The sequence below is a fragment of the Citrobacter sp. Ce006 genome (assembly GCF_030336535.1).
GTDB lineage: Bacteria > Pseudomonadota > Gammaproteobacteria > Enterobacterales > Enterobacteriaceae > Citrobacter > Citrobacter europaeus.
In genome coordinates, this window is record NZ_JAOWDO010000073.1 from 950093 (window position 1) to 972165 (window position 22073).

The window sequence follows — 22073 nt, forward strand, 5'->3', positions numbered from 1 at the left end:
TCAACCGAGACGGGATGGTTATTATCTTAAAATAAATTAATGCACACGCTTATTCAGAATGCTCCGCGCGAACTGAAGGGTAAAGTGTCGATGAGATAACCATGAACATGATAAAAAAACTTCCAGTCACGCTGGCGGTAGTCGCCGCGCTGTGCCCAATTTCTGTCCTCGCACAGGAATTCACACAAGAACAAATCGATGCCATCGTCGCCAAAGCAGTCGATAAAGCGCTGGCGGAGCGTCAGGCGAAAATGGACGCTGCCGTCGCGAAAAAAACCGATGTTATTAACGAGCCGCAAAGCGCGGCGCAATCGCCGGATATGGCGATTCCGTTCGGTGTGAAATTCAGCGGCTATGCACGTTACGGCGCGCATTTCCAGAGCGGCGATCAGAAATACGTTGGCGTCGATGGCTCCTACAACGGTGCTTCCGCCATCGGTCGTTTAGGTAACGAAGGCAACGGCGGCGAGTTCCAGCTATCGAAAGCGTTCAAAAGCGACAACGGCGCAATCTGGGACATTAACGTGATGATCGACCACTGGGGCGACGAAGTTAACCTGAAAAAAGCCTACGCTGGCGTCACCAACGTCCTGGAATCCAATCCCAACGCCTATATCTGGGCAGGCCGTGACTTCCACCAGCGTCCGCAACAGGGTATCAATGACTACTTCTGGATGAACCACGACGGCCAGGGCGCTGGGGTGAAGAACTTCGACATCGGCGGTGTACAGTTTGATGTCGCCACCGTTGCCGCAGTTGAATCTTGCAGCCCGGAAGTGATGGAGGACGAAGCTAACCCATCGCGTATTACCTGTACCGGCGGTTCCGGCACCGGCGATAAAGGCAACTACGCGGTGACGTCAAAAATTCACAATATGAAAGTGGGCCCGCTGGATCTGGAGATCTACGCCAACTACGGTTTTGACTCCAAAGCCGTCGAGAGCGATGACCGCCTGAAAGCCTGGCAGGGTGCCTTCGTGTTGAGCCACACCAACGACAGCGGCGTGAATAAAGTGATTGCCCGTTATTCTGATAACTCTGACAACAGCGTCTATAACAAAACCGACGACCTGACCACGGTTTACGCCAGCTTCGAGGGAAGCCATAAGTTTACCCGCCAGGCGCAGGTGGAATACCTGTTAGCGTTCCATGATTACGACAACAGCGCCGATAAGAGCGATAACCGTAAGAACTACGGCGCGATTGTGCGTCCAATGTACTTCTGGAACGACGTTCACTCCACCTGGCTGGAAGCGGGCTATCAGCGGGTTGATTATGACAACGGCGGGGATAACCACGGCTGGAAGCTGACGCTGTCGCAGAATATGTCGATCGCTATGGGGCCGGAGTTCCGCCCGATGCTGCGCTTCTACGTCACTGGCGGCAAGGTGGATAACGATCGCACCGCGCGGGTGAACGGCACGTCAGACGAAACGTTGGACGACTTTAACCTTGGCGCCATGTGGGAAGCATGGTTCTGATTAGTGAGCCGTGAAGTGCCGGATGCGGCGAGAACGCCTTATCCGGCCTACGATGACAGCGCCATCCGGCGAACAACACAGGAGTTTATTGCATACCCTTTATGCGAACTTTCGCTGCCACCAGAAGCGCCGTCAGCAGCATCAGGCTGCCGGAGAGCATCAGGGGCGACAGCAGTCCGAGGTTATCGAGCGCATAGCCTCCCACCGCTGCCCCGCAGGTATTGGCAAGCTGGATCACGGCGACCTGGACGGATCCGGCTTTTTCTGCCTGATCGGCAAGCGAGCGGGTGATCCACGTCGACCAACCGACCGGTACCAACGCAAATGCCAGGCCCCAGATAATCGCAATGCCTGCCGCCACAACTTTGTCGCTGCCCCACAGAATCAGGACCAGCGCGCTGAGCGCCAGCACCAGCGGCGCACCGGCTAAGGCCAGTTTTACCGAGCGCTTCAGAATTACCGAGGAGAGCGACGTCCCGACAAAGCTGGCGATACCAAAACTCAGCAGCACCAGCGTCAGGCCATCAACGCCAAAGCCCGCCAGATTCATATAGATCGGACGAATATAGGTAAAGAAGGCGAACTGCCCGGCAAAGGACATGAAGATGGCAATCATCCCGGCCATCACGCCCGGGCGCTGCAGCAGACTGAACATGTTTTGTTTCTGATGTGAAGGTTCACCTGGCAGCGAAGGCAGCGCTCTCACCACCCATATGGTACACAACACCCCCATCACCGCCGCCGCATTAAACACGTTACGCCAGCCGATAATGCCGCCCAAAAAGCTTCCCAACGGCGCGGCAATCACCAGCGCGATTGAAACTGCGCCAAAAATCACCGACAGCGCTTTCGGTACCGTACGTGCGGGAACCAGACGCATGGTCAGCGACGCCGACATCGCCCAGAAACCGCCAAGTGCCAGACCGAGGCAGGCACGGCCAACGAGCAACAGCGAAAAAGAGTTGGCAAAGGAAACCAGCAGGCAGGAGAGCGTCAGCAGCACCGAAAACAGGATCACCACGTAGCGACGATCGGTCGCCTGAATAATTTGCGTCACAAACAGGCTGGCGAACATGGCGACAAACGCCGTCACGGTCACCGATTGTCCGGCAACGCCTTCAGAAATCCCCAGATCCTGCGCCATCGGCGTTAACAGGCTAACGGGCAGAAATTCAACGGTTATCAGGCAGGCAACGCAGAACGCCACGGCAAATACCGCCGACCAGTTCGGGCGGACATTTGCCTCAGCGCGGGATTTTTGTTCAACAGCTTCACTCATTTTGTTACCTGCGTGGGGTTATTGTAGAAAAGTTACGCAGTGTAACATTAAATTTGTGACGTATTTAACGTTTTGACAACTATTCCCCGGATGCCGGTTGCGCCTTATCCGGCTTACGATTGAACCTGTTTGTAAGCCTGATAAGCGTAGCGCCATCAGGCATCACTATCAGTGCAGCCAGTGCACGCCATCTTCGGGCTGGAAAAAGGCGTTATAGCGCATCTGAAACGCATTAAGCTCCTGCATATCCGGCTCCATCTCGCGCAGAAATCCGAGCGCCAGACGCACCTGCGCGTCGGTAATCGGTGCAGCCAGCCGGGCTTTTTGCAGCCAACGGTGCCACTGCTGCAGATTCTGCTCACTGCCGTCGACAATCACGATTTGCCAGATCAACAGCACCTGGGCGGCATTTTGCAGATGTGATTCATCCGGGCGGTGCAGGTACTGTAAAAAAGCCTCACCCTGTACTTTTCCCATCTGATCGATCATCGATTCTACCGGCACGACATCAATATTCAGTCGCTCGCTCAGACGACGAATTGCCCGCCGCGACCCGGACGTCAGCACCCGAAAACCCACCACAAAAACAACCACCAACGTGGCCAGCATTATCCAAATCATTAATGACGATACCCGCCTGCTTAAACTAATTTTTCCGAGAGTGACTGGCAGGCTTCGCGCACCCACTGTGAATATTGTGGAATACAATCTTTAGGCATTTGTAATTCAACGCCGCTGATACTTATTGCCGCAATTACTTCTTTATTACGATTAAATACCGGTGCAGCAATGCAATAGATGCCAGGGGAGTCCTCGGCGTTATCAAATACCCAACCCTGCTCGCGGATTTTGGCAAACTCTTTCATCAACGCTTTTTTGCTGGTAATGGTGGTATCTGTATACTGCGGCAATTCCTCATTCGGTAACAGTTCATCTATTTTATCCTGCGGCAGCCAGGCACAAAGCGCTTTCCCCACACCGGAGCTGTGCATCGGTAACTTTTTACCGACCCAGGTACGAATACTAATAGCCTGAGTGTTTTCCAGCTTCATGAGATAAATTGGGGCAACTTCATCCAGTATGCCCAGATGGCAGGTCAGGTCCGTTTGCTCACGCAGTTTTTCCAAAACTGGAAGCGCTGCATTACGGATATCAAACTGTTCCAGCGAACGATTCCCCCATTCATACAGCTTTAGTCCCAAAAAGAAACGCCCCTTTTCCAGGCGCAAAAGATGATGCTCAACCAGGGCATTTAGCAACGAGGATGTGCTGCTTTTGGGTAATCCCAGATCCTGCTGAATCTGGCTGAACGTCGCCCCAGGGGAATTGAAAAGGTAATTACAGATTTTTACTGTCTTATCCAATGCGGGAACAGAGGTCGTAATGTCTTGGTTCATGCGCTATTAATCTTTTTTTATTCATAGACTCTGCACAGTATACCGCAATCACTTTTCTCAGGAATGCGGCTTTTTTGCACATCAGCAAATGAGCTCCATTCCCTAAATGTCAATTCCCCAAACTCGATCCATCTCACAATTGTTCGTTTTTTCCGCAAAAAGCATTGACGAACGATTTGGATATTTGCTGTACTAACTTCAATATACAGAACATGAGTTCCACATATAGAACTAGAGGAGTGGCAATGTTGAACGTTTTCAAAGGTATTTTCCCGCCAGTACCGACCATCGTTGACGATAACGGTGAATTGGATCGCGCAGGAATGGCAGCAATGATTGACCATGTTATTAGCAATGGTGCTGACGGTATGTTGATTCTGGGCAGCGGCGGCGAATTCTCACATTTATCGTCTGAGCAAAGAAAACAGATTGCAGAATTTAGTCTGCAACATGTTGCCGACAGAGTTCCAGTTCTCATCGGTATTGCCTGCGCGAGCACTGCGGAAACTATCCAGCTTGGAAAACACGCCGAAAACGCGGGGGCACAAGGAGTACTGGTAGTTAACCCCTATTATGCAAAACTCAGCGATGAGGCCCGCTTTACGCATTACAAACGGATCGCAGAAGCGTTAAGCATCCCAGTCTTCTTATATAACTTTCCAGAGCTAACCGGTCAGGATATTGGTTTAGACGTCATCACCCGTCTTGCCCGTGATGTACCAAATATCGTCGGTATTAAAGACACTATTGATAACATTAGCCACACAAGGGAAATTATTAATCGAGTTCACTGTTTTCGCCCAGATTTTATCATTTTCAGCGGTTATGACGAATATTTACTTGATACATTACTACTGGGTGGACATGGCGGAATTCCGGCAACCTTTAACTTTGCGCCTCATATTACGCGGGGAATTTATCAGGCTGTTCAACAAAACGATCTTGCTACAGCCAAAACGCTTCAACAACAACTTGCCGGATTATCACCTTTATATGCCTTAGAACAACCTTTCTTTGGCGTTATAAAAACCGCCATAAAATTAAGTGGTGTGGACATATCTACCGCAGTTGTCCCTCCTGCATTACCGTTAGATAAAGAAAAAATAGCGCAGGTTAAGAGTATTTTGACCCGTATCTCGGTATAAACCAGCATGAGAGCAATGATAATGAACATCAACCCTGTACTAAAATTGAATCCCAAAGATGATGTGGTTATCGCAAGACAAACAGTGCCCAGTGAGACCTGGCTTGAAGACGAACAAATTACGGTTTTGAGTGAAATTCCTGCAGGGCATAAAATCGCCCTGCGTGCGCTGAGTGTCGGCGACGCGGTCAAACGCTATGGACAGATTATAGGCTTCGCAACCCAGCCGATTAAACCTGGCGAACACGTCCACATGCACAATTTGGGAATGGGCGATTTTGAGCGCGACTATGCCTGGGGTGAAGATTGCCATTCACTTCCTCCAGTCCCTCAACAAGATACATTTATGGGTATCCGCCGTGCAGATGGCCGAGCAGCCACACGTAACTACATCGGTATTTTAAGCTCCGTCAACTGCAGCGCCACTGTCGTCAGGGCCATTGAGGATCACTTCCGCCTGCACGGCCTTGCAGATTATCCAAACGTTGATGGCGTAGTATCATTACCACAAAGTTTTGGCTGCGCTATCGGCGCTAAAAGTGAATCAATGGACGTCATGAGACGTACGATGGCCGGTTATGCCACCCATGCGAACTTCGCCGGGGTAATCATCATTGGTTTGGGATGCGAATCCAGTCAAATTAAAGACATGATGAACGCCCATGGCCTGGCCGATGGCCCCATGATGCACAGTTATACCATTCAGGATGTAGGCGGCACACGCCACGCCATTGAGAAAGGTATTATCCTGGTTAACCAGATGCTACCTGTTGCTAACCAGGTTACACGTCAACCCATCCCTGCTTCAGAAATCATCCTCGCGCTTGAGTGTGGCGGTTCCGACAGCTATTCCGGGATTTCGGCCAATCCAGCTCTGGGCTATGCGGCAGATAAACTGGTGCAACAAGGCGGAACAGCAATTTTATCTGAAACCTCGGAAATTTATGGCGCTGAACATCTTCTTACCCGCCGCGCCGTTTCTCGCGAAGTAGGTGAAAAACTCATTGCACGCATTCACTGGTGGGAAGAGTATTGCCGCCGTACCGGGAGCGAAATGAACAATAACCCCTCGGCCGGTAACAAAGTCGGCGGATTGACGACGATTCTGGAAAAATCACTAGGTGGTATTGCTAAAGCAGGCACAACCAATCTGACAGAAGTGTATGAGTATGCCGAACCGGTAACCGCGAAAGGCTTTGTCTTTATGGATACTCCTGGATATGACCCCATCGCCGTCACGGGTCAAATCGCCGGAGGGGCAAATCTTCTGTGTTTCACCACAGGCCGCGGTTCGGCCTTTGGTTCCAAACCAACGCCAAGCCTGAAGTTGGCTACCAATAATGCGCTTTGGGAACGCCAACAGGAGGATATGGATATTAATTGCGGAACCATTGTCGAGGGGGAAGAAACCATTGCGGAAGTTGGCGAACGTATTTACCAGATGATCCTTGAAATGGCATCCGGAAAAAAAACGAAGAGTGAGGAATTTGGCTATGGCAGTCAAGAATTCGTCCCCTGGACTATTGGCTCCATAATGTAACGCTCCACAATATAATAATACCTCGTACCGCCATACTCACTATGAGTATGGCAAGGAGTCTTTATGTCTATTATTAATACAAATACTGAAGAAGATAAATTAAAGGCAACAACAGTAAGATGGCGGATATTTATCATCATGCTTTTATTAGGTGCCATTAACTATATTGACCGCACCTCTCTTTCTATTGCCATGCCTTATATTACGGATGAATTTGGTATTACCGACACCCGCGTTGTCGGCGTTATTCATAGTGCTTTTTTCTGGGCGTATGCATTAATGCAAATTCCCAGTGGCATCATTGCCGATAAATTCAAAGCCAGAAATATCATTGCCCTGGCCACTATCTTATGGGGTGCATTTCAGGCCGTCGCAGCTCTGTGTCACTCTATTTTCACCCTTTCACTTTCTCGTCTGGGGTTAGGCGTCACTGAATCTCCAATCATGCCCGCTGGTGCGAAGTTAATGGGGACATGGTTAACACCAACAGAGCGCGGACGCGGTTCGATGCTGCTTGATGGTGGCGCCCCCCTGGGTACGGCGTTAGGGGCAGTAATCATCGCCGGTCTTATTGCAATGTTCGACTCCTGGCGTATGGCATTTGTAGTGGCAGGCGTCGGAACAATGGTCGTCGGCCTTCTGGCCTGGTGGTACATCCGCACATATCCATCAGAACATCCGAGCATTAATAAAGCTGAGCTGGACCACATTGCTGCCGCAAACGGCGCGGAAACCAGCAGTAAAAAATACCGTTTAGCTGATATCAAACCTTACCTGAAACAACGAAATGTAATTGCGCTTATCGGGGGGTGGGTCTGCTACAGCTTTGTGTTCTACGGTCTGATGACCTGGCTGCCGCTCTATTTTCAAGCCACCTACGGTTTTGATATCAAATCGATGGGCGGAGCAATGGCGCTGATCTTCCTGCTGTGCTTTGTCGGCCAATTGACGGGCGGTTACATTATGGATAAATGGCGCAGCAAAGGAGCAAAAACAAGCCGTGTTATGCATACCATGTTGGCTATTTCCGCCACTACTGCTGGTGTTGGCATTTTCCTTTGCGCACAAAGTTCGACGCCAGCCGTCGCCATCACCTTACTCACTATTGCCCTTTTCCCTCTGCGGTGGGCCAGCGTTTACTGGTCAATACCGGGACTGTTGGGCGCACAATCTGTTGCAGGCACCATTTGCGGGACCATGAACTTCACTAGTAACCTGTTCGCCGCCATCTTACCCATTTTTATCGGTTTCCTGGTTCAATCTACCGGCAACTATTACGCCGCCATGATGTTCTTTGCACTGGCTGCAGTGGGTTATCTCATCTGCTCGCTACTGATCAACTTTGATAAAAAAATGGTCATTGCCGACGATTAATCAACTGACTTTGAAACAACCTGAATACGAGATGCTTCAGCCTCAAACATAAAAAAGCCCGCCATTAAGGCGGGCAAAAGTTACCAATGCACACTTAACTTAAGCGACTTTCAATTGTTGAATCTTTTTCTCGCGGCGAATTTTCCGTTCTTCAAATACGGCCACCACGGCCATCAGGCAGATACAACCGATGGCGGCAGCATCCAGCGCGGCGAAAGTGCCCGCCCAGCCGGTCAGACCGAAAATCGGCGTGCCGTCGGCAATCATCCCCAGACCCAGCTTGGCGAAGCTGTCACCAATCAGATAAGCGAAAGTGCCTTTAATCCCATCGGCCGCGCCGATCGCTTTTTTCGGCACAAATCCGACTGCCGCAACGCCGATTAACAACTGAGGACCGAACACCAGGAAGCCCAGCGCAAACAGCGAAGCCAGATAGACATACTGGTTGCTGGCATGTTGATAAACGCCCAGGGTGGCGATAATCAACGCCAGCGCCACGCAGGCCACCAGCGCACGGCGGCCATTCGCCAGGTCAGAGAGCCAGCCCCACAGCAGCGTGCCGACCAGCGCGCCCACTTCAAACAGGGTAAAGCCCTGAATCGCCACTTCTTTGGAGAGCTTCAACTCCTGGAAAGCGTAGACGGTGGACCACTGGTCAATACCGATACGCACCACGTACAGGAAGATGTTCGAGAAACATAACAGCCAGATCACTTTGTTTTTCAGCACGTACTCAACAAAGATCTGCCATTTAGTCATGTCGCTTTCTTCGGTCTCTTTGTCCTCTTCGCTGATCTCCTCACCGAACAGCTCTTCGGCTTTACCGAGGCCGTATGACTCCGGGGAATCACTGCCGTAGCGCAGGCCGATAAAACCAACAATCAGGGCAATAATTGACGGGAAGATAAACATCCCGATGACGTGACCGTCGAACAGATAGTTCGCGCCAAACAGCGCCACGCCCGCCGCACCCGCACCGCCGAGGTTGTGGGAGATATTCCACATGCCGAGGTAAGAACCCCGCTTGCGACGCGGCGTCCATTTGGTGATGGTGGAATAGCTACACGAGCCGCCAGTACTCTGGAAGAAACCACTCAGCGCGTAGAAGGCGATCATCAAAAACAGGCTGGTTGAACCCGCGCCCATGCTGGCGCTGAAGCCGAGCATACAGATGGCGGAGAGGATCAGCATAAACGGCAGGAACTGCTTGGTGTTTTTACCGTCCGCGTAGTAGGAAACCAGCGTTTTACCCACGCCATAGGTGATAGAGAAGCCCAGGCCAATCATCCCCAACTGCGTCATGCTCAGCCCGTAGGTGGAGATCATGTCATTCTGCGCGATGTTGAAGTTTTTGCGGATCAGGTACATGGTCAGGTAGCCGATAAAGACCACCAGATAGGACTGCATGAACGGTTTGAACCACATTTTGCGCCGCACATCGAGCGGCAGATCCAGGGTCGGCTTGCGCACCTGGTTTAGAAAGGCCAGCATTTGACACTCCCGAGCTAATTTTTATACCTGCGAATGGCAGGCATTGTAAAAATCAGCCGGAAGACGCGCCTGAGACAGCGTCCAGGTGAAACCGGGAAAATTTCTTAGTTTTGCCCCACTCAGGGCAAAAAGGTGAGGTACATCACGCTTCGTTAAGATCGCGCGGGGCCTGGGCGTTTAAAAACGGCAGCAGCAGCAGCGCGGAAATCCCCGCCGCAATGGCGATCACCACAAAGAATCCTGTCCAGTGCCAGACCTCCATCACCTTCGCCAGCGGCCAGCCGGAGAGCGATGCCCCCAGATAAGCAAACAGTCCGACAAACCCGGTTGCCGCGCCCGCCGCCTCTTTGTGCGAGCACTCCGCCGCCGCCATGCCTATCAGCATCTGCGGGCCGAAGACGAAGAATCCAGTGGTGAAAAAGCACGCTGCCTGCATCACGTAGCTGGCGAACGGCATCAGCCACAACGAGCCAACGGAGAGTAAAATTCCGGCGGCGAAAATCAGGTTCATTGGACCACGGTTGCCGTTAAACAGCTTGTCAGAACCCCAACCCGCCACCAGCGCGCCAACAAATCCGCCCAGCTCAAACATCGTCACGGCGGTATTGGCGGTCACCAGATCCACGCCGAGCGTCTCTGACATATACAGATTACCCCAGTCATTGATCGCGGCGCGCACAACGTACACCAGCACATAACACAGCGACAGCAGCCAGATATAAGGATTCAGTAGCACATAGCGGGTGAGGATCTCTTTGCGGCTCAGCCCTGCGCCTTCCTGCTGCTGGGCGATCTCCAGTTCATCATGCCGCCAGTCGCCAACCGGTGGCAGGCCAATTGCCTGCGGCCTGTCGCGTAGCCGCCAGCAGAGAAAAATCCCTACTACAATCGCCAGCAGCCCGGCGATGGTCATCCCGGCGCGCCAGCCGTAGTGCAGCGCCGTCGCCGCCATCACGATGGGGATCAGCGCCCCGCCGACGTTGTGCGCGGTATTCCACAGCGCCCACCAGCCGCCGCGCTCGGTACGCGAATACCACGCGGTCAATAAACGCGCGCAGACCGGCGATCCCCAGCCCTGGAAAAAGGCGTTCAGCGCCCACAGCACCGCAAAAGCCCATAGCGAGGTGGAAAATCCAAACAGAATGTTCACCACGCCGGTGGCAATCAGCCCGATACCCATAAAATAGCGGGCGTTGGAGCGGTCGCTGACGATACCGGAAACAAACTTCGACAGGCCGTAGGTGATGTAAAACAGCGTCGCCAGCAGCCCAATGTCGCTACGAGTCAGCACACCGCTGGTGAGAATATCCGGTACGGCGGCGTTGAAGCTCTTGCGTGTGAAATAGAACAGCGCGTAGCCGAGCCAAATGGTGGTCAGAATATGCCGCCGCCAGTAGCGGTAGCGGGCATCCACCTCACGCTTATCAGTAATGAGCGGCGCACTGGCCGGGGCTTTTAAAAACGAAAACATGACTGCGCCTTACACATATCGCTGGGGTAACGACACGCTGACACGCGTGCCGTGCGTACAGGAAATCGTGAGCTTACCGCCGAGGGCGCTAATGCGTTCGCGCATCCCCGTAAGGCCAAATCCCTGCTGATTCGACCCCGGCGGCAGGCCGCTGCCGTCGTCCTCAATCACCAGCATCAACCGTTCATCCTGTTGCCAGCCCTGAAGCGTCACCGCGCTGGCGTTGGCGTGCTTCACGATGTTGTTCAACCCTTCCTGACAAACGCGAAACAGCGTTACGCGCTGGCTTTCGCTGAGCACAGATTCATCAATTCGCCAGTCGAGATGGCTGACGATGCCGCGGCTTTCCAGCTCCATTTCGCGCATCAGTGAGCGGATGGCCTGCTCCAGCGTGAGATCGTCCAGTTGACGTGGTCGCAGGCGGCCTAACAAGCGACGTACTGAATCGTACACGCCGAGAGAAAGTTGTTCGATGTGCGCCCCACTGCGCTTCACCCCTGCGTTTTCCGGGGCCAGGCGCTGGACAATACCCGCCTGCGTGCGAATGGCGGTGATGGTCTGGCCGATATCGTCGTGCAGTTCGCGCGCCACGTCCCGGCGCACGCTCTCTTCGGTCTCCAGCAGGCGTTCAGCCAGACGGTGGTTGCGCGCTAATTCGTTTTGCAGCGACTGGTTAAGCTCGCGCAGACGCTGAATGCCCGCGCCGAGCAGTAGCCCGGTCAGGCTTTGCGCCAGCAGCGAGAGCAGTAAATCGACGGGATGATCGTGCCAGGTCTGGCTGGCAATCAGCGCGATGGCGTTCATTAGCGTCGCAATCAGCGCCCCCTGCCAGCCATAGTGCCAGGCGAGCGCAATGATCGGCAACGCGAGGCAAAACGGCGTGAAGCGTGACAGTTCATCCGGCAGGCCAAGCTGCAACCACAGGCTGACGCTAAACAGCAGCAGGTACCAGACCAGATGCCGCCCTCGCCAGTTCACCGGCTGCGACACCACCGCCGGGCCCAGCGGCAGCCAGGTGGTGCTGGTCAGATAGTGCCAGAACACCAGGCAGATCGGGGCCAGCGTTAATCCACCGGTGAGCGTCAGCAACAGCGCGTTCCACGCCTCTTCGCCTTGCCCAATCCAGGGCAACGATTGTAGCAATGCCGCCGCCGTCAGCGCCGCGCCCTGCAACAGCAGCGTGCGCCAGTCGCGCTGATGGCGGTATCGCGAAATCAGCATCACCGGGAGTAGCGTGAGGGCACTTCCGATCATCAAAAGTGGCAAATGGGCCAGCGCCACTTCCTGTGCCAGCCAGAAAAGAAGCAGCCATTCCGCGCCCAGCAGCACCGGCCAGTAGCCGCGCGGACATTGCAGCATCAGCCCCAGACGCAGGCCAAACGGAAACAGCAGCACCGCCAGTTCCGGGCGCTCAACCAGATGCAGGCTGATGCTCCACAGGCAAAACCACGCGGCTGAGAAAATAAAAAAGCAGGCAACAACGGTAATTAACCGGGAACAGAGCGTGTTCATTGCCAGCCGTCAAACATCCGGCGAGCCAGTTCCACGTCGTTGCTGACGTCGAGCTTTTCCATCAGGTTGGCGCGATGCACATGTACCGTCTTCGGAGACAGCCCCAGCTCGGCGGCAATCTCTTTCACCGCCATGCCTTGCGCCAGTTTTTCCGCCACCTGACGTTCGCGTTTAGTCAGCGGATCCTGACGACCGGCCGCCAGTTTGACGGCGATGTCCGGCGTCAAATAGCAACCACCGGTCGCCACGGTATGCACCGCCGCGATCAGCTCATCCGGGCTGCAGCGTTTAGAAAGGAAACCACGTGCGCCCGCGTTCAGTGCCTGCTCCACCAGCGCCGGGCTGTCATGGACGGAGAGCATGATAATCGCCATTCCCTTTGGCAACTGACTCAACAGTTCAAGGCCGGAGATATCGGGCATCGAGATATCACAGATACACACCTGCACGCCGCGTCCCGGTAATCCCGCCAACGCCTCGCTGCCTGAGCCAAACTCAGCCACAACCTGCAAATCAGGTTCCAGCCCCAGCAGTTGGGCAAAGCCGGAGCGAACGATAGTGTGGTCGTCGATAAGGGCGATGGTGATCATGGGTTTGTCCTGGCGGATAAAAAAACGCGCTTACCTTAACGATAAGCGCGTGGCTGTTCAAGTCTTGAGCGAACTACTCAAAGAACACGGTGATTTTGTTAAACATCGACGGGTCGGACTGGTTGCGGGCCACTTTCACCACATCTTCCAGCTTGTCTATCTGGCTTATCATCTGCTCCAGACGTTGATCGTCGTTGACCAGTAGCCATATGCGGCTCTTATCGCTGTCCTGAATCGGTAGACAGAGAATGCCTTCCACGTTGAACGCGCGGCGGGCAAACAGCCCGCAGACGTGAGTCATTACGCCCGGATGGTTGCGCACGGTGAGTTCCAGGATTACGTTGTCATGAGTCTGCTGTTGCATGGCTTATTCCCCCACCATTTCTGTGTTTGCCGCACCCGGCGGCACCATCGGGTACACTTTTTGTTCGGCATCAATGCGCACGTGAATCAGCGCAGGTCCAGGGCGAGTAATAATTTCCTGCAGCGCTGCCTGCGGGTCCGCCTCGTTATTCAGATCGCAGGTTTCGAGACCAAACCCGGCGGCTATCTGCATAAAGTTAATCATCCCCGGATAGGTCGCCGCAAAAACGCCCTGCTTATAGAACAAACTTTGCTGCTGATACACCAGACCCAACGCTTCGTTATTCATCAGGATAATTTTAATATCCAGCTGATTTTCGCTGGCGGTCGCCATTTCCTGAATATTCATCATCAGGCTGCCGTCACCAGAAAAGCACAGCACTTTTTTGTCCGGGTTGGCCAGCGCCGCGCCAATTGCCGCCGGCAGACCAAAGCCCATGGTTCCCAGACCGCCGGAGGTCAGCCACTGACGCGGACGATTCAGCGGGTAAGCCTGTGCCGCCCACATCTGATGCTGGCCTACATCGGTGGTGATAATGGCGCTGTCATCCACGCAGGCAGCCACGGCGTTGATCAATCCATAGTGGCTGAGCGGGTCGCGTTCCTGCGGAATAGTGCAAGGGAATTCGCGTTGTAAATCGGCCACCATTTGATGCCACGGCTCTCGCGGCTGCGCGTCAATTAATGGGATCAATTGCGCCAGAACCTCATCGACATCAGCCTGAATCGCCACGTGCGGCTGTTTGATTTTACCCAGCTCCGCGCGGTCGATATCCACATGGATGATTTTAGCGTTCGGGCAGAACTGCTCGGTTTTACCAATCGCCCGGTCATCAAAACGTGCGCCCAGAACAATCAGTAAATCCGCTTCTTGCAGAATAAAGTTGGTGCTGCGCGCGCCGTGCATGCCCAGCATACCTAACGACAGCGGATGCGCTTTCGGCAGTATACCGAGCGCCATTAAGGTCATGGTGGTAGGCAGCGTCGCTTTTTCTGCCAGTTCACGCACGCGCTCAGGCGCGTTAATCACGCCGCCGCCGAGGTACAGCACCGGGCGCTGTGCGGCGTTAATCATGGCTGCGGCATCGCGAATGCTGTCCTGGCTGAACGCTGGCGCCGCCATTTTCTGCGCGGGCTCCGGCGTCTCTTCAATATCAAAAACGGCAGTTTGAATATCCTTAGGAATGTCTATCCACACCGGGCCTGGACGTCCGGACTGCGCAATGCGGAACGCATCGCTCATAACCTGGGGTAATTCACTGATATGGCGGACCAGATAGTTGTGCTTAGTGATGGGGATAGAGATGCCGTAGGTGTCGACTTCCTGGAAGGCGTCGGTACCGATCATCGAAGCCGGAACCTGCCCGGTGATACACACCAACGGGATGGAATCCAGACGCGCGTCGGCAATGGCGGTTACCAGGTTGGTTGCGCCCGGTCCGCTGCAGGCCATACAGACGGCGGGTTTGCCATCGGTTCGCGCCATTCCCTGCGCGATAAACCCTGCGCCCTGCTCGTGGCGCGCCAGGATATGACGGATTTGCGTGCTTTGGCTTAAGGCGTCATAGACGGGAAGAATCGATCCGCCGGGAATACCGGTAACAACCTGAATGCCCTGGCGTTCCAGGAAATAAACGATGAATTCTGCGCCCGTAAAACGCGTACGCTTGGATGTTATGCCCGAACTTGCCATGCTCCAGTCCTTTTATTCTGGGCCTTTGCTCCGGGCAGGTCTCTGAAACGAAAAACCCCGCCCGGTTTGCGCCGGCGGGGTTTTGGAATCGTGTGTTGATTCGGACCCTACGGCGCATTGCCGACGACCACCACCACACGCACGACGACCGCTGCGCGAGATGGCGCAGTTTTTAGTAGGGTCGCAGTCAGCATGGAAGGGTTCATTAGGGACCTGTCTGTTTGTTGATTAACTGGATTTATACAAACACAGGTTTTTCAGCGTGACAATGGAAAAATTTTCATCTGCATAAAAATGCGTCAACGATCACACTTCACAGGACCTGGCCGAAAAACAAAAAACCCCGCCGGAGCGAGGTTTTTTCAGCGCTGTGCGGTTGGTAGCCGCCGAACACACTGTGTTATGTCAACGAAAAAAGTATACGCGTTCTGCGAAGAACACGCAATTTCGGCACGAATTTTGATGGTTTTGAGTATGGGACATGAATGGCGTAACGTCCATAAAATACTGTTAATTTATACAGTATTTATCTATAATGTCTCGGTACGCAATGTGTTATACGGGGGCCGCATCGTAAACCGGCGCATCAAAGTCCTGGCTGAAACGGGTGGTGCCGTCAGCGCCTTAACCCCCGTGTGAGCACACTGTGTTATGTCAACAAAGGTGCTGACAACAGGCAGCGGCGAGGTACGTCAGCACCGTGCTCCTTGTACCAAAAGGAGAGCGTATGAGCCTCGTGGATATCGCTATTCTTATCCTCAAACTCATTGTTGCAGCACTGCAACTCCTTGATGCCGTTCTGAAATACATTAAGTAATTCAGATTCAAGTCGCACCAAAGGGGGGCGGGTAACACTCCGCTCCCCTTTCACCTTCTCCCTGGTGCTTGTGTCGCGCCAATATGTTACGTTTTTATGACATTCTCAGGGAAGAATTCCACCATGACGCTTTCTGTTTTCTGCATTTTGCTGTTCGCCGCGCTGCTGCACGCCAGCTGGAACGCCATCGTCAAAGCTGGAAACGATAAACTGTATTCGGCGATCGGCGTTAGCGGCTCAGCAGCGATTATGGCATTGATCTGCTTACCCTTCGCGCCTCAACCTTCCGCCGCCAGCCTGCCGTTTTTGGCCGTCTCAACCGCGCTACAAGTGGTGTATACGGTCCTGGTCGCCAAAACCTATCAGGTTTCGGATATGAGCCAGACCTATCCGTTAATGCGCGGTACAGCGCCGCTGCTGGTCGCAATTATCAGCGTTCTGTTCCTTGGGGATAGTCTGTCTATGCTGGCGTGGGTGGGGATTGCCACGATCTGTCTGGCCATTCTCGGTATGGCATTTAACGGACGCAGCAGCTCGCAACGCGGGATCGTACTGGCGCTCATTAATGCCTGCTTTATCGCCGGTTACACGCTGGTTGATGGCACCGGCGTACGCTTATCAGAAACCGCGCTGGGTTATACGCTGTGGACCTTCTTTCTGAACGGCTCCTGCCTGCTCACCTGGGCGATCATCGCCAGGCGCCGGGAAGCGTCGCGCTATCTGGTGCAGCAGTGGAAGAAAGGTATTCTTGGCGGGATTGGCACGATGGGTTCTTACGGTCTGGCGCTATGGGCCATGACCCAGGCTCCGTTGGCTGTGGTCGCGGCGCTGCGTGAAACCTCCATTCTGTTTGGCGCTCTGCTCGCGTGGTTGCTGCTGAAAGAAAAGGTTGCCGGAATACGTCTTGTCGCGGCCGCAGGCATTGCCGTAGGCGCGGTATTACTACGTTTGTCTTGATCGTGCTGTAACCCGATGCAATCCGGCAACATTTGTTGCCGCTTTTTGTTTACATTTCCTGCCGTCCACCCCCTAAACATTCCAGCCTACTATCTGGCCTTCTTTTTCTGTTGTGGTAGATTCCACGCGCATTTACGGGAAAGTGCAGCACCTTATTCTTCTTTTTTCTCTTTTTTAAAAGTAATCAGCGAAATGAAAAGGCATAGAAGCGTCAATTTGTTGTTGATGTTGGTATTACTGGTGGCGGTAGGTCAGATGGCGCAAACCATTTATATCCCCGCAATTGCTGATATGGCGCGTGAACTGAACGTTCGCGAAGGGGCGGTGCAAAGTGTGATGGCCGCCTACCTGTTGACCTACGGCCTGTCACAACTGTTTTACGGCCCGCTTTCCGATCGCGTTGGCCGCCGCCCGGTGATCCTCGCCGGAATGTCTATTTTTATGCTGGCCACGCTGGTCGCGATTACCACTCACAGCCTGACGGTACTGATTATCGCCAGTGCAATTCAGGGGATGGGAACGGGCGTCGGCGGTGTGATGGCGAGAACCTTACCGCGCGATCTGTACGAAGGCTCGCAGTTGCGCCACGCGAATAGTTTGTTAAACATGGGGATTCTGGTCAGCCCACTGCTGGCGCCATTGATTGGCGGCATGCTGGATACCCTGTGGAACTGGCGCGCGTGCTACATCTTCCTGTTGGTTCTGTGCGCGGGCGTCACGTTTAGCATGGCGCGCTGGATGCCGGAAACGCGCCCTGCAGGTGCCCCGCGCCCACGGCTTATCGCCAGCTATAAAACGCTGTTTGGCAACAGCGCTTTCACCTGTTACGTGCTGATGCTGATCGGTGGTCTGGCAGGCGTTGCGGTCTTCGAAGCCTGCTCCGGGGTATTGTTGGGCGCACGGCTCGGTCTGAGCAGCATGGTGGTCAGTATCCTGTTTATTCTGCCCATCCCGGCGGCGTTTTTCGGCGCCTGGTTCGCCGGTCGCCCGAACAAGCGTTTCTCGACGCTGATGTGGCAGTCGGTTATCTGCTGTCTGGTCGCCGGTTTGATGATGTGGATCCCTGGGCTGTTCGACGTGATGAACGTCTGGACGCTGCTGGTTCCTGCCGCGCTGTTTTTCTTCGGTGCCGGGATGCTGTTTCCGCTGGCAACCAGCGGCGCAATGGAACCTTTCCCGTTCCTGGCAGGCACTGCCGGCGCGCTGGTAGGGGGATTACAAAACATTGGTTCCGGCGTGCTGGCGTGGTTCTCTGCCATGCTGCCGCAGACCGGGCAAGCCAGTCTGGGATTGTTGATGACCCTTATGGGGCTGCTGATTTTTGTTTGCTGGATTCCACTGGCGTCACGCGTGTCGCATCAGGGACAGGCGGTTTAAGCGTATGATGGCCCGGCTTATCGCCGGGCTTTTCGCATTCAGGCGCGATCATCGTCGTCAGCAGCGGCTCCAGCGTCGGACGCCAGGCACCCTCCTCGCCATCATAAAACTGTGTATCCGCATTGATAGCATAGGGAATTTTCGCTTTCTTCAGCTCGCACGCCATAAAGCGGGCAAACGCCATTTGTGAGGCTGAAGGCGCGTTCCTGATGGTTTCTCCTGGCGACCAGCCTCCTACCCAACTGACATGACCAGTTTTCTGCTGCCAATGAACGGCGGTATTGATGCGGGCGCGAATAGCGGCCTTTTCTGCCGCAGTCCCTGAGGTCCACGGGTATTTGCCGTTATTTTTCAGCGGTCCCCACGGAAAAATATGCCATTGGGCCAGCACGGTATTCTGACTTTGCGGCGGCAGTTTCAGGTTAAGCAAATCTTCCGGTGCAGCACGCAGTCGCGGCGCGATGAAAATCATCCGCTGCGGGTCGATGGCATGGATGTTACGAATGGTTTTATCATACACCCGATTGAGCGACGCCTGATTATGGTTGAGCTTATCAGAGGGTTCAAATATCAGGTCGAAACCCAGCAACGGCGAGCTTTGACCAAAGTAATGCGCCACCGCCACCCACCAGTTAACCACCTCTTTTTCGTTACCGGCGCTGGGGTCTTTTTTATATTCGTCAGCCTGATAGGCGATTATCGGGATCACGCCATACTGCTCACAGGCTTCCACCAGTTTACGCAAGTGTATAAGCCGCGCCTCCGTGGGCTCTCCCGCCACGCGAATGCGCACGTGGGTCAACCCTTTCGCCTTAAAATCCCGCACCACCAGCGGATCGAATTCACGGATACCCCGATCGGTGCGCGCCCAGTCTACGTCCATCCCAACGCCAAGCTGCTGCGCATACTGCGCCGCCGTCAGCGCAGGTTGCGTGGCATATACGGTGGCGCTGGCTAACAGCAAAAGGGAAACAATCGGCTTTAACACGGTCGTCCTTACGCAAATCATCAGGAGTGATATCACGTATTTAGCATGCTTTTTCACTTTCCGTGTAGAGAGAAAGCGTAAAAAATATTCGCGACCTGCCTAATTAACCTGCTCCTGTAGCCAGCCAATAAACGCCTCGATTTTCGGCCACTGCCTGCCGGGCAGCGTGGTGATGTAGTAGTGCTGATGGCATTTCAGCGCCATATCGCCAAAAGGCGCGACCAGCTCTCCGCTGTCGAGACGTTTTTGCACCAGCCGCCTTCGGCCCATCGCCACGCCGATATGGTTCATTGCCGCAATGACCGCTAAATCAGAGCGATCGAAACCAATTCCCGACGATGTCGGCAGGTTTGCTGCAAAATGCTGCGCCCAACTGTGCCATTCATCGGTCCCGGAATCGTTACTCCACGCCTGTCTGTCGTGCAGCAGCGTACAGTGCGGCAGATTCACCAGCGATCCGGTAAGGTCATGGCGTCGAGCGTAGTCCGGGCTGCATACCGGCAAGATCTCTTCATCCATCAGGAAGTGATGGGTGAGTTGCGCGGAAGGCGCGTCGTCAAAATAGATAGCCAGATCGACCCCGGCACGCTGCAGATTGACGTTGTCATTGCCGGTCAGGATAGTCAGTGAAATTGCCGGGTAACGGCGGGTAAAATCACCGAGCGCCGGAACCAGCCAGCACTGAGCGATAGAGGGCCGCGAGTAGACGGTGAGCGTCCCCGAGAGCTCCTGATTCTTGATATCAAGAATTTCCTGGTTGAGCGTGTCCAGCGACGATTTCAGCGCCCAAAAAACCCTTTTGCCTTCGTGGGTGAGTTCCACTTTGCGGTGCGAGCGGACAAACAGTTGGATGCCTAACTCCTCTTCCAGCTGATTAATCCGATGGCTGACGGCGCTGGGACTTAATGACAGCTCGTCTGCTGCCAGCGCAAACGACTGATGCCGCGCAGCCACTTCAAAAGTATACAGTTTTGACAACTGCCAGCCATTGAGCAGACGATTTCTGACCTCGCGTACGGGATCCATACTCACCTCTTGTCCTCCTGATTCATTCGCCGGAGTGTAAAAAAGTTCGCTGCAAAAATCAGCATAAAGATGAATCAAAGTGAACCATATCGCAAAAACCAGACGCAATTAGACGTAAATCACTCATTTGATTCAATCTGGCTCATGTGAAAGGGGATTTATATCGTTTGTCAGACCCTGCCTTATTTTTGTCCAATACCCCTATATTAATCACAGGGCAAGGTGAGCTATGCACTCTCAAATCTGGGTTGTGAGCACGCTGCTGATAAGCATCGTGTTAATCGTTTTGACCATCGTGAAGTTCAAATTCCACCCGTTTCTGGCGCTGCTGTTAGCCAGCTTCTTCGTGGGTACGATGATGGGTATGGGGCCGCTGGATATGGTCAATGCCATTGAGAGTGGCATCGGCGGTACGCTGGGCTTCCTCGCCGCGGTTATCGGCCTTGGAACCATTCTGGGCAAAATGATGGAAGTCTCAGGCGCGGCCGAACGCATCGGACTGACGCTGCAGCGCTGCCGTTGGCTTTCCGCTGACGTCATTATGGTACTGGTCGGACTGATATGCGGGATCACACTGTTTGTTGAAGTCGGCGTGGTGCTGTTGATTCCACTGGCTTTTTCGATTGCCAAAAAGACCAATACATCACTCCTGAAGCTGGCGATTCCGCTGTGTACGGCGCTGATGGCGGTACACTGCGTCGTGCCGCCGCATCCGGCCGCCCTGTTCGTGGCGAATAAGCTGGGTGCGGACATTGGTACCGTGATTGTTTACGGTTTACTGGTCGGTTTGATGGCCTCACTGATCGGCGGTCCGCTGTACCTGAAATTCCTCGGTAACCGCCTGCCGTTTAAACCGGTTCCGGCTGAGTTTTCCGACCTCAAAGTGCGCGACGAAAGTACACTGCCGTCGCTGGGCGCTACGCTGTTTACCGTTCTGCTGCCGATTGCCCTGATGCTGGTAAAAACCGTTGCAGAGCTGAACATGGCGAAAGGCAGCACGGTGTATACGCTGCTGGAGTTTATCGGTAACCCGATCACCGCGATGTTTATTGCCGTTTTCGTAGCCTACTACATTCTCGGTCTGCGTCAGCATATCGGCATGGGGGCGCTACTGACCCACACCGAAAACGGTTTTGGCTCGATTGCTAACATTTTGCTGATTATCGGCGCAGGCGGCGCATTCAACGCTATCCTCAAGAGCAGCGGGCTGGCGGATACCCTCGCACTGATCCTCTCAAACATGCATATGCACCCGATTCTGCTGGCCTGGCTGGTGGCGTTAATCCTGCATGCCGCAGTGGGCTCCGCCACGGTGGCGATGATGGGGGCGACGGCTATCGTGGCACCGATGCTGCCGCTCTATCCTAACGTTAGCCCGGAGATCATCGCCATTGCCATCGGCTCCGGCGCTATTGGCTGCACGATCGTGACCGATTCCCTCTTCTGGCTGGTGAAGCAGTACTGCGGCGCCACCCTGAATGAGACGTTCAAATACTATACGACCGCGACATTTATCGCGTCCGTGATTGCACTGGTTTGCACATTCCTGCTTTCCTTTATTATTTAAACGCAA

20 protein-coding genes are annotated in these 22073 nt (G+C 54.0%); 8 read left to right on the top strand and 12 right to left on the bottom strand.

The features are described from left to right. The first annotated feature begins 101 nt into the window (after positions 1 to 101). Positions 102 to 1481, top strand: coding sequence for a carbohydrate porin (locus tag OGV94_RS23130; RefSeq protein WP_043018779.1), 1380 nt, complete (start codon positions 102 to 104; stop codon positions 1479 to 1481). Between the two features lie 85 nt (positions 1482 to 1566). Here the strand turns inward: OGV94_RS23130 and nepI are convergent, their stop codons facing one another. The 3 genes from nepI to OGV94_RS23145 form a co-directional block, all read right to left on the bottom strand. Beyond that, positions 1567 to 2760 (bottom strand): purine ribonucleoside efflux pump NepI, encoded by a 1194-nt coding sequence (nepI, locus tag OGV94_RS23135; RefSeq protein WP_080625938.1) that lies wholly within the window; start codon positions 2758 to 2760, stop codon positions 1567 to 1569. A gap of 168 nt (positions 2761 to 2928) precedes the next feature. Then, a complete protein-coding gene (locus OGV94_RS23140; RefSeq protein WP_047407755.1) occupies positions 2929 to 3381 on the bottom strand; it encodes a DUF1198 family protein in 453 nt (150 codons plus the stop codon). Positions 3382 to 3401: 20 nt separating this feature from the next. Continuing rightward, a complete protein-coding gene (locus OGV94_RS23145; RefSeq protein ID WP_043018781.1) occupies positions 3402 to 4157 on the bottom strand; it encodes an IclR family transcriptional regulator in 756 nt (251 codons plus the stop codon). Positions 4158 to 4402: 245 nt separating this feature from the next. Here OGV94_RS23145 and OGV94_RS23150 point away from each other — a divergent pair, with 245 nt between their 5' ends. From OGV94_RS23150 to OGV94_RS23160, 3 genes are all read left to right on the top strand, one after another. Continuing rightward, complete coding sequence (locus OGV94_RS23150; RefSeq protein WP_043018782.1) at positions 4403 to 5302, top strand: dihydrodipicolinate synthase family protein; 900 nt, start codon at positions 4403 to 4405, stop codon at positions 5300 to 5302. Positions 5303 to 5323: 21 nt separating this feature from the next. Then, positions 5324 to 6841 (top strand): UxaA family hydrolase, encoded by a 1518-nt coding sequence (locus OGV94_RS23155; protein ID WP_043018783.1) that lies wholly within the window; start codon positions 5324 to 5326, stop codon positions 6839 to 6841. Positions 6842 to 6904: 63 nt separating this feature from the next. Further along, on the top strand, positions 6905 to 8215 hold the full coding sequence (locus OGV94_RS23160) for an MFS transporter (protein ID WP_051642805.1): 1311 nt from the start codon (positions 6905 to 6907) through the stop codon (positions 8213 to 8215). A gap of 99 nt (positions 8216 to 8314) precedes the next feature. On the opposite strand, the gene uhpT is transcribed toward OGV94_RS23160, so the two are convergent. From uhpT to ivbL, 7 genes are all read right to left on the bottom strand, one after another. Then, complete coding sequence (uhpT, locus tag OGV94_RS23165) at positions 8315 to 9706, bottom strand: hexose-6-phosphate:phosphate antiporter UhpT (protein WP_075145454.1); 1392 nt, start codon at positions 9704 to 9706, stop codon at positions 8315 to 8317. Between the two features lie 142 nt (positions 9707 to 9848). Next, positions 9849 to 11177 (bottom strand): MFS transporter, encoded by a 1329-nt coding sequence (locus OGV94_RS23170; RefSeq protein WP_043018785.1) that lies wholly within the window; start codon positions 11175 to 11177, stop codon positions 9849 to 9851. A 9-nt stretch (positions 11178 to 11186) separates the two neighbouring features. After that, positions 11187 to 12689: a signal transduction histidine-protein kinase/phosphatase UhpB gene (gene uhpB, locus OGV94_RS23175; RefSeq protein WP_043018786.1), complete on the bottom strand. Its 1503-nt coding sequence runs from the start codon at positions 12687 to 12689 to the stop codon at positions 11187 to 11189. After that, entirely contained in the window at positions 12686 to 13279 is a 594-nt protein-coding gene (gene uhpA, locus OGV94_RS23180; RefSeq protein ID WP_043018787.1) for a response regulator transcription factor UhpA, read from the bottom strand. The genes uhpB and uhpA overlap by 4 nt, the downstream gene beginning before the upstream one ends. 73 nt (positions 13280 to 13352) lie before the next feature. Beyond that, positions 13353 to 13643 (bottom strand): acetolactate synthase small subunit, encoded by a 291-nt coding sequence (ilvN, locus tag OGV94_RS23185; RefSeq protein WP_003023914.1) that lies wholly within the window; start codon positions 13641 to 13643, stop codon positions 13353 to 13355. A gap of 3 nt (positions 13644 to 13646) precedes the next feature. Next, a complete protein-coding gene (gene ilvB / locus OGV94_RS23190) occupies positions 13647 to 15335 on the bottom strand; it encodes an acetolactate synthase large subunit (protein WP_286524502.1) in 1689 nt (562 codons plus the stop codon). A 107-nt stretch (positions 15336 to 15442) separates the two neighbouring features. Then, positions 15443 to 15541 carry an ilvB operon leader peptide IvbL gene (ivbL, locus tag OGV94_RS23195; protein WP_003827118.1) on the bottom strand — a complete coding sequence of 33 codons (99 nt, stop codon included), beginning with the start codon at positions 15539 to 15541 and terminating at the stop codon, positions 15443 to 15445. Positions 15542 to 16062: 521 nt separating this feature from the next. Between ivbL and tisB the strand changes: the two genes are divergently transcribed. From tisB to emrD, 3 genes are all read left to right on the top strand, one after another. After that, complete coding sequence (tisB, locus tag OGV94_RS23200) at positions 16063 to 16152, top strand: type I toxin-antitoxin system toxin TisB (protein WP_003840643.1); 90 nt, start codon at positions 16063 to 16065, stop codon at positions 16150 to 16152. A 123-nt stretch (positions 16153 to 16275) separates the two neighbouring features. After that, entirely contained in the window at positions 16276 to 17109 is an 834-nt protein-coding gene (locus OGV94_RS23205; protein WP_286524505.1) for an EamA family transporter, read from the top strand. Positions 17110 to 17301: 192 nt separating this feature from the next. After that, positions 17302 to 18486, top strand: a complete 1185-nt coding sequence (emrD, locus tag OGV94_RS23210) for a multidrug efflux MFS transporter EmrD (protein ID WP_043018791.1) — start codon at positions 17302 to 17304, stop codon at positions 18484 to 18486. On the opposite strand, the gene OGV94_RS23215 is transcribed toward emrD, so the two are convergent. Continuing rightward, the gene (locus tag OGV94_RS23215; RefSeq protein WP_181634701.1) at positions 18413 to 19495 is read right to left on the bottom strand and encodes a cellulase family glycosylhydrolase; all 1083 of its coding nucleotides are present in this window, start codon (positions 19493 to 19495) and stop codon (positions 18413 to 18415) included. The two genes, emrD and OGV94_RS23215, sit on opposite strands and share 74 nt — an antisense overlap. Positions 19496 to 19573: 78 nt before the next feature. Beyond that, positions 19574 to 20500: a DNA-binding transcriptional regulator DsdC gene (gene dsdC, locus OGV94_RS23220; protein WP_043018793.1), complete on the bottom strand. Its 927-nt coding sequence runs from the start codon at positions 20498 to 20500 to the stop codon at positions 19574 to 19576. A 229-nt stretch (positions 20501 to 20729) separates the two neighbouring features. On the opposite strand from dsdC, the gene dsdX reads away from it, so the two are divergent. Beyond that, positions 20730 to 22067: a D-serine transporter DsdX gene (dsdX, locus tag OGV94_RS23225; RefSeq protein ID WP_043018794.1), complete on the top strand. Its 1338-nt coding sequence runs from the start codon at positions 20730 to 20732 to the stop codon at positions 22065 to 22067. Positions 22068 to 22073 lie beyond the last annotated feature (6 nt).

Excerpts from the sequence above, each read along its gene's own strand:
- OGV94_RS23130 (WP_043018779.1), top strand. The coding sequence starts at position 102 with ATGAACATGATAAAAAAACTTCCAGTCACGCTGGCGGTAGTCGCCGCG.
- nepI (WP_080625938.1), bottom strand. The coding sequence starts at position 2,760 with ATGAGTGAAGCTGTTGAACAAAAATCCCGCGCTGAGGCAAATGTCCGC.
- OGV94_RS23140 (WP_047407755.1), bottom strand. The coding sequence starts at position 3,381 with ATGATTTGGATAATGCTGGCCACGTTGGTGGTTGTTTTTGTGGTGGGT.
- OGV94_RS23145 (WP_043018781.1), bottom strand. The coding sequence starts at position 4,157 with ATGAACCAAGACATTACGACCTCTGTTCCCGCATTGGATAAGACAGTA.
- OGV94_RS23150 (WP_043018782.1), top strand. The coding sequence starts at position 4,403 with ATGTTGAACGTTTTCAAAGGTATTTTCCCGCCAGTACCGACCATCGTT.
- OGV94_RS23155 (WP_043018783.1), top strand. The coding sequence starts at position 5,324 with ATGAACATCAACCCTGTACTAAAATTGAATCCCAAAGATGATGTGGTT.
- OGV94_RS23160 (WP_051642805.1), top strand. The coding sequence starts at position 6,905 with ATGTCTATTATTAATACAAATACTGAAGAAGATAAATTAAAGGCAACA.
- uhpT (WP_075145454.1), bottom strand. The coding sequence starts at position 9,706 with ATGCTGGCCTTTCTAAACCAGGTGCGCAAGCCGACCCTGGATCTGCCG.
- OGV94_RS23170 (WP_043018785.1), bottom strand. The coding sequence starts at position 11,177 with ATGTTTTCGTTTTTAAAAGCCCCGGCCAGTGCGCCGCTCATTACTGAT.
- uhpB (WP_043018786.1), bottom strand. The coding sequence starts at position 12,689 with ATGAACACGCTCTGTTCCCGGTTAATTACCGTTGTTGCCTGCTTTTTT.
- uhpA (WP_043018787.1), bottom strand. The coding sequence starts at position 13,279 with ATGATCACCATCGCCCTTATCGACGACCACACTATCGTTCGCTCCGGC.
- ilvN (WP_003023914.1), bottom strand. The coding sequence starts at position 13,643 with ATGCAACAGCAGACTCATGACAACGTAATCCTGGAACTCACCGTGCGC.
- ilvB (WP_286524502.1), bottom strand. The coding sequence starts at position 15,335 with ATGGCAAGTTCGGGCATAACATCCAAGCGTACGCGTTTTACGGGCGCA.
- ivbL (WP_003827118.1), bottom strand. The coding sequence starts at position 15,541 with ATGAACCCTTCCATGCTGACTGCGACCCTACTAAAAACTGCGCCATCT.
- tisB (WP_003840643.1), top strand. The coding sequence starts at position 16,063 with ATGAGCCTCGTGGATATCGCTATTCTTATCCTCAAACTCATTGTTGCA.
- OGV94_RS23205 (WP_286524505.1), top strand. The coding sequence starts at position 16,276 with ATGACGCTTTCTGTTTTCTGCATTTTGCTGTTCGCCGCGCTGCTGCAC.
- emrD (WP_043018791.1), top strand. The coding sequence starts at position 17,302 with ATGAAAAGGCATAGAAGCGTCAATTTGTTGTTGATGTTGGTATTACTG.
- OGV94_RS23215 (WP_181634701.1), bottom strand. The coding sequence starts at position 19,495 with ATGATTTGCGTAAGGACGACCGTGTTAAAGCCGATTGTTTCCCTTTTG.
- dsdC (WP_043018793.1), bottom strand. The coding sequence starts at position 20,500 with ATGGATCCCGTACGCGAGGTCAGAAATCGTCTGCTCAATGGCTGGCAG.
- dsdX (WP_043018794.1), top strand. The coding sequence starts at position 20,730 with ATGCACTCTCAAATCTGGGTTGTGAGCACGCTGCTGATAAGCATCGTG.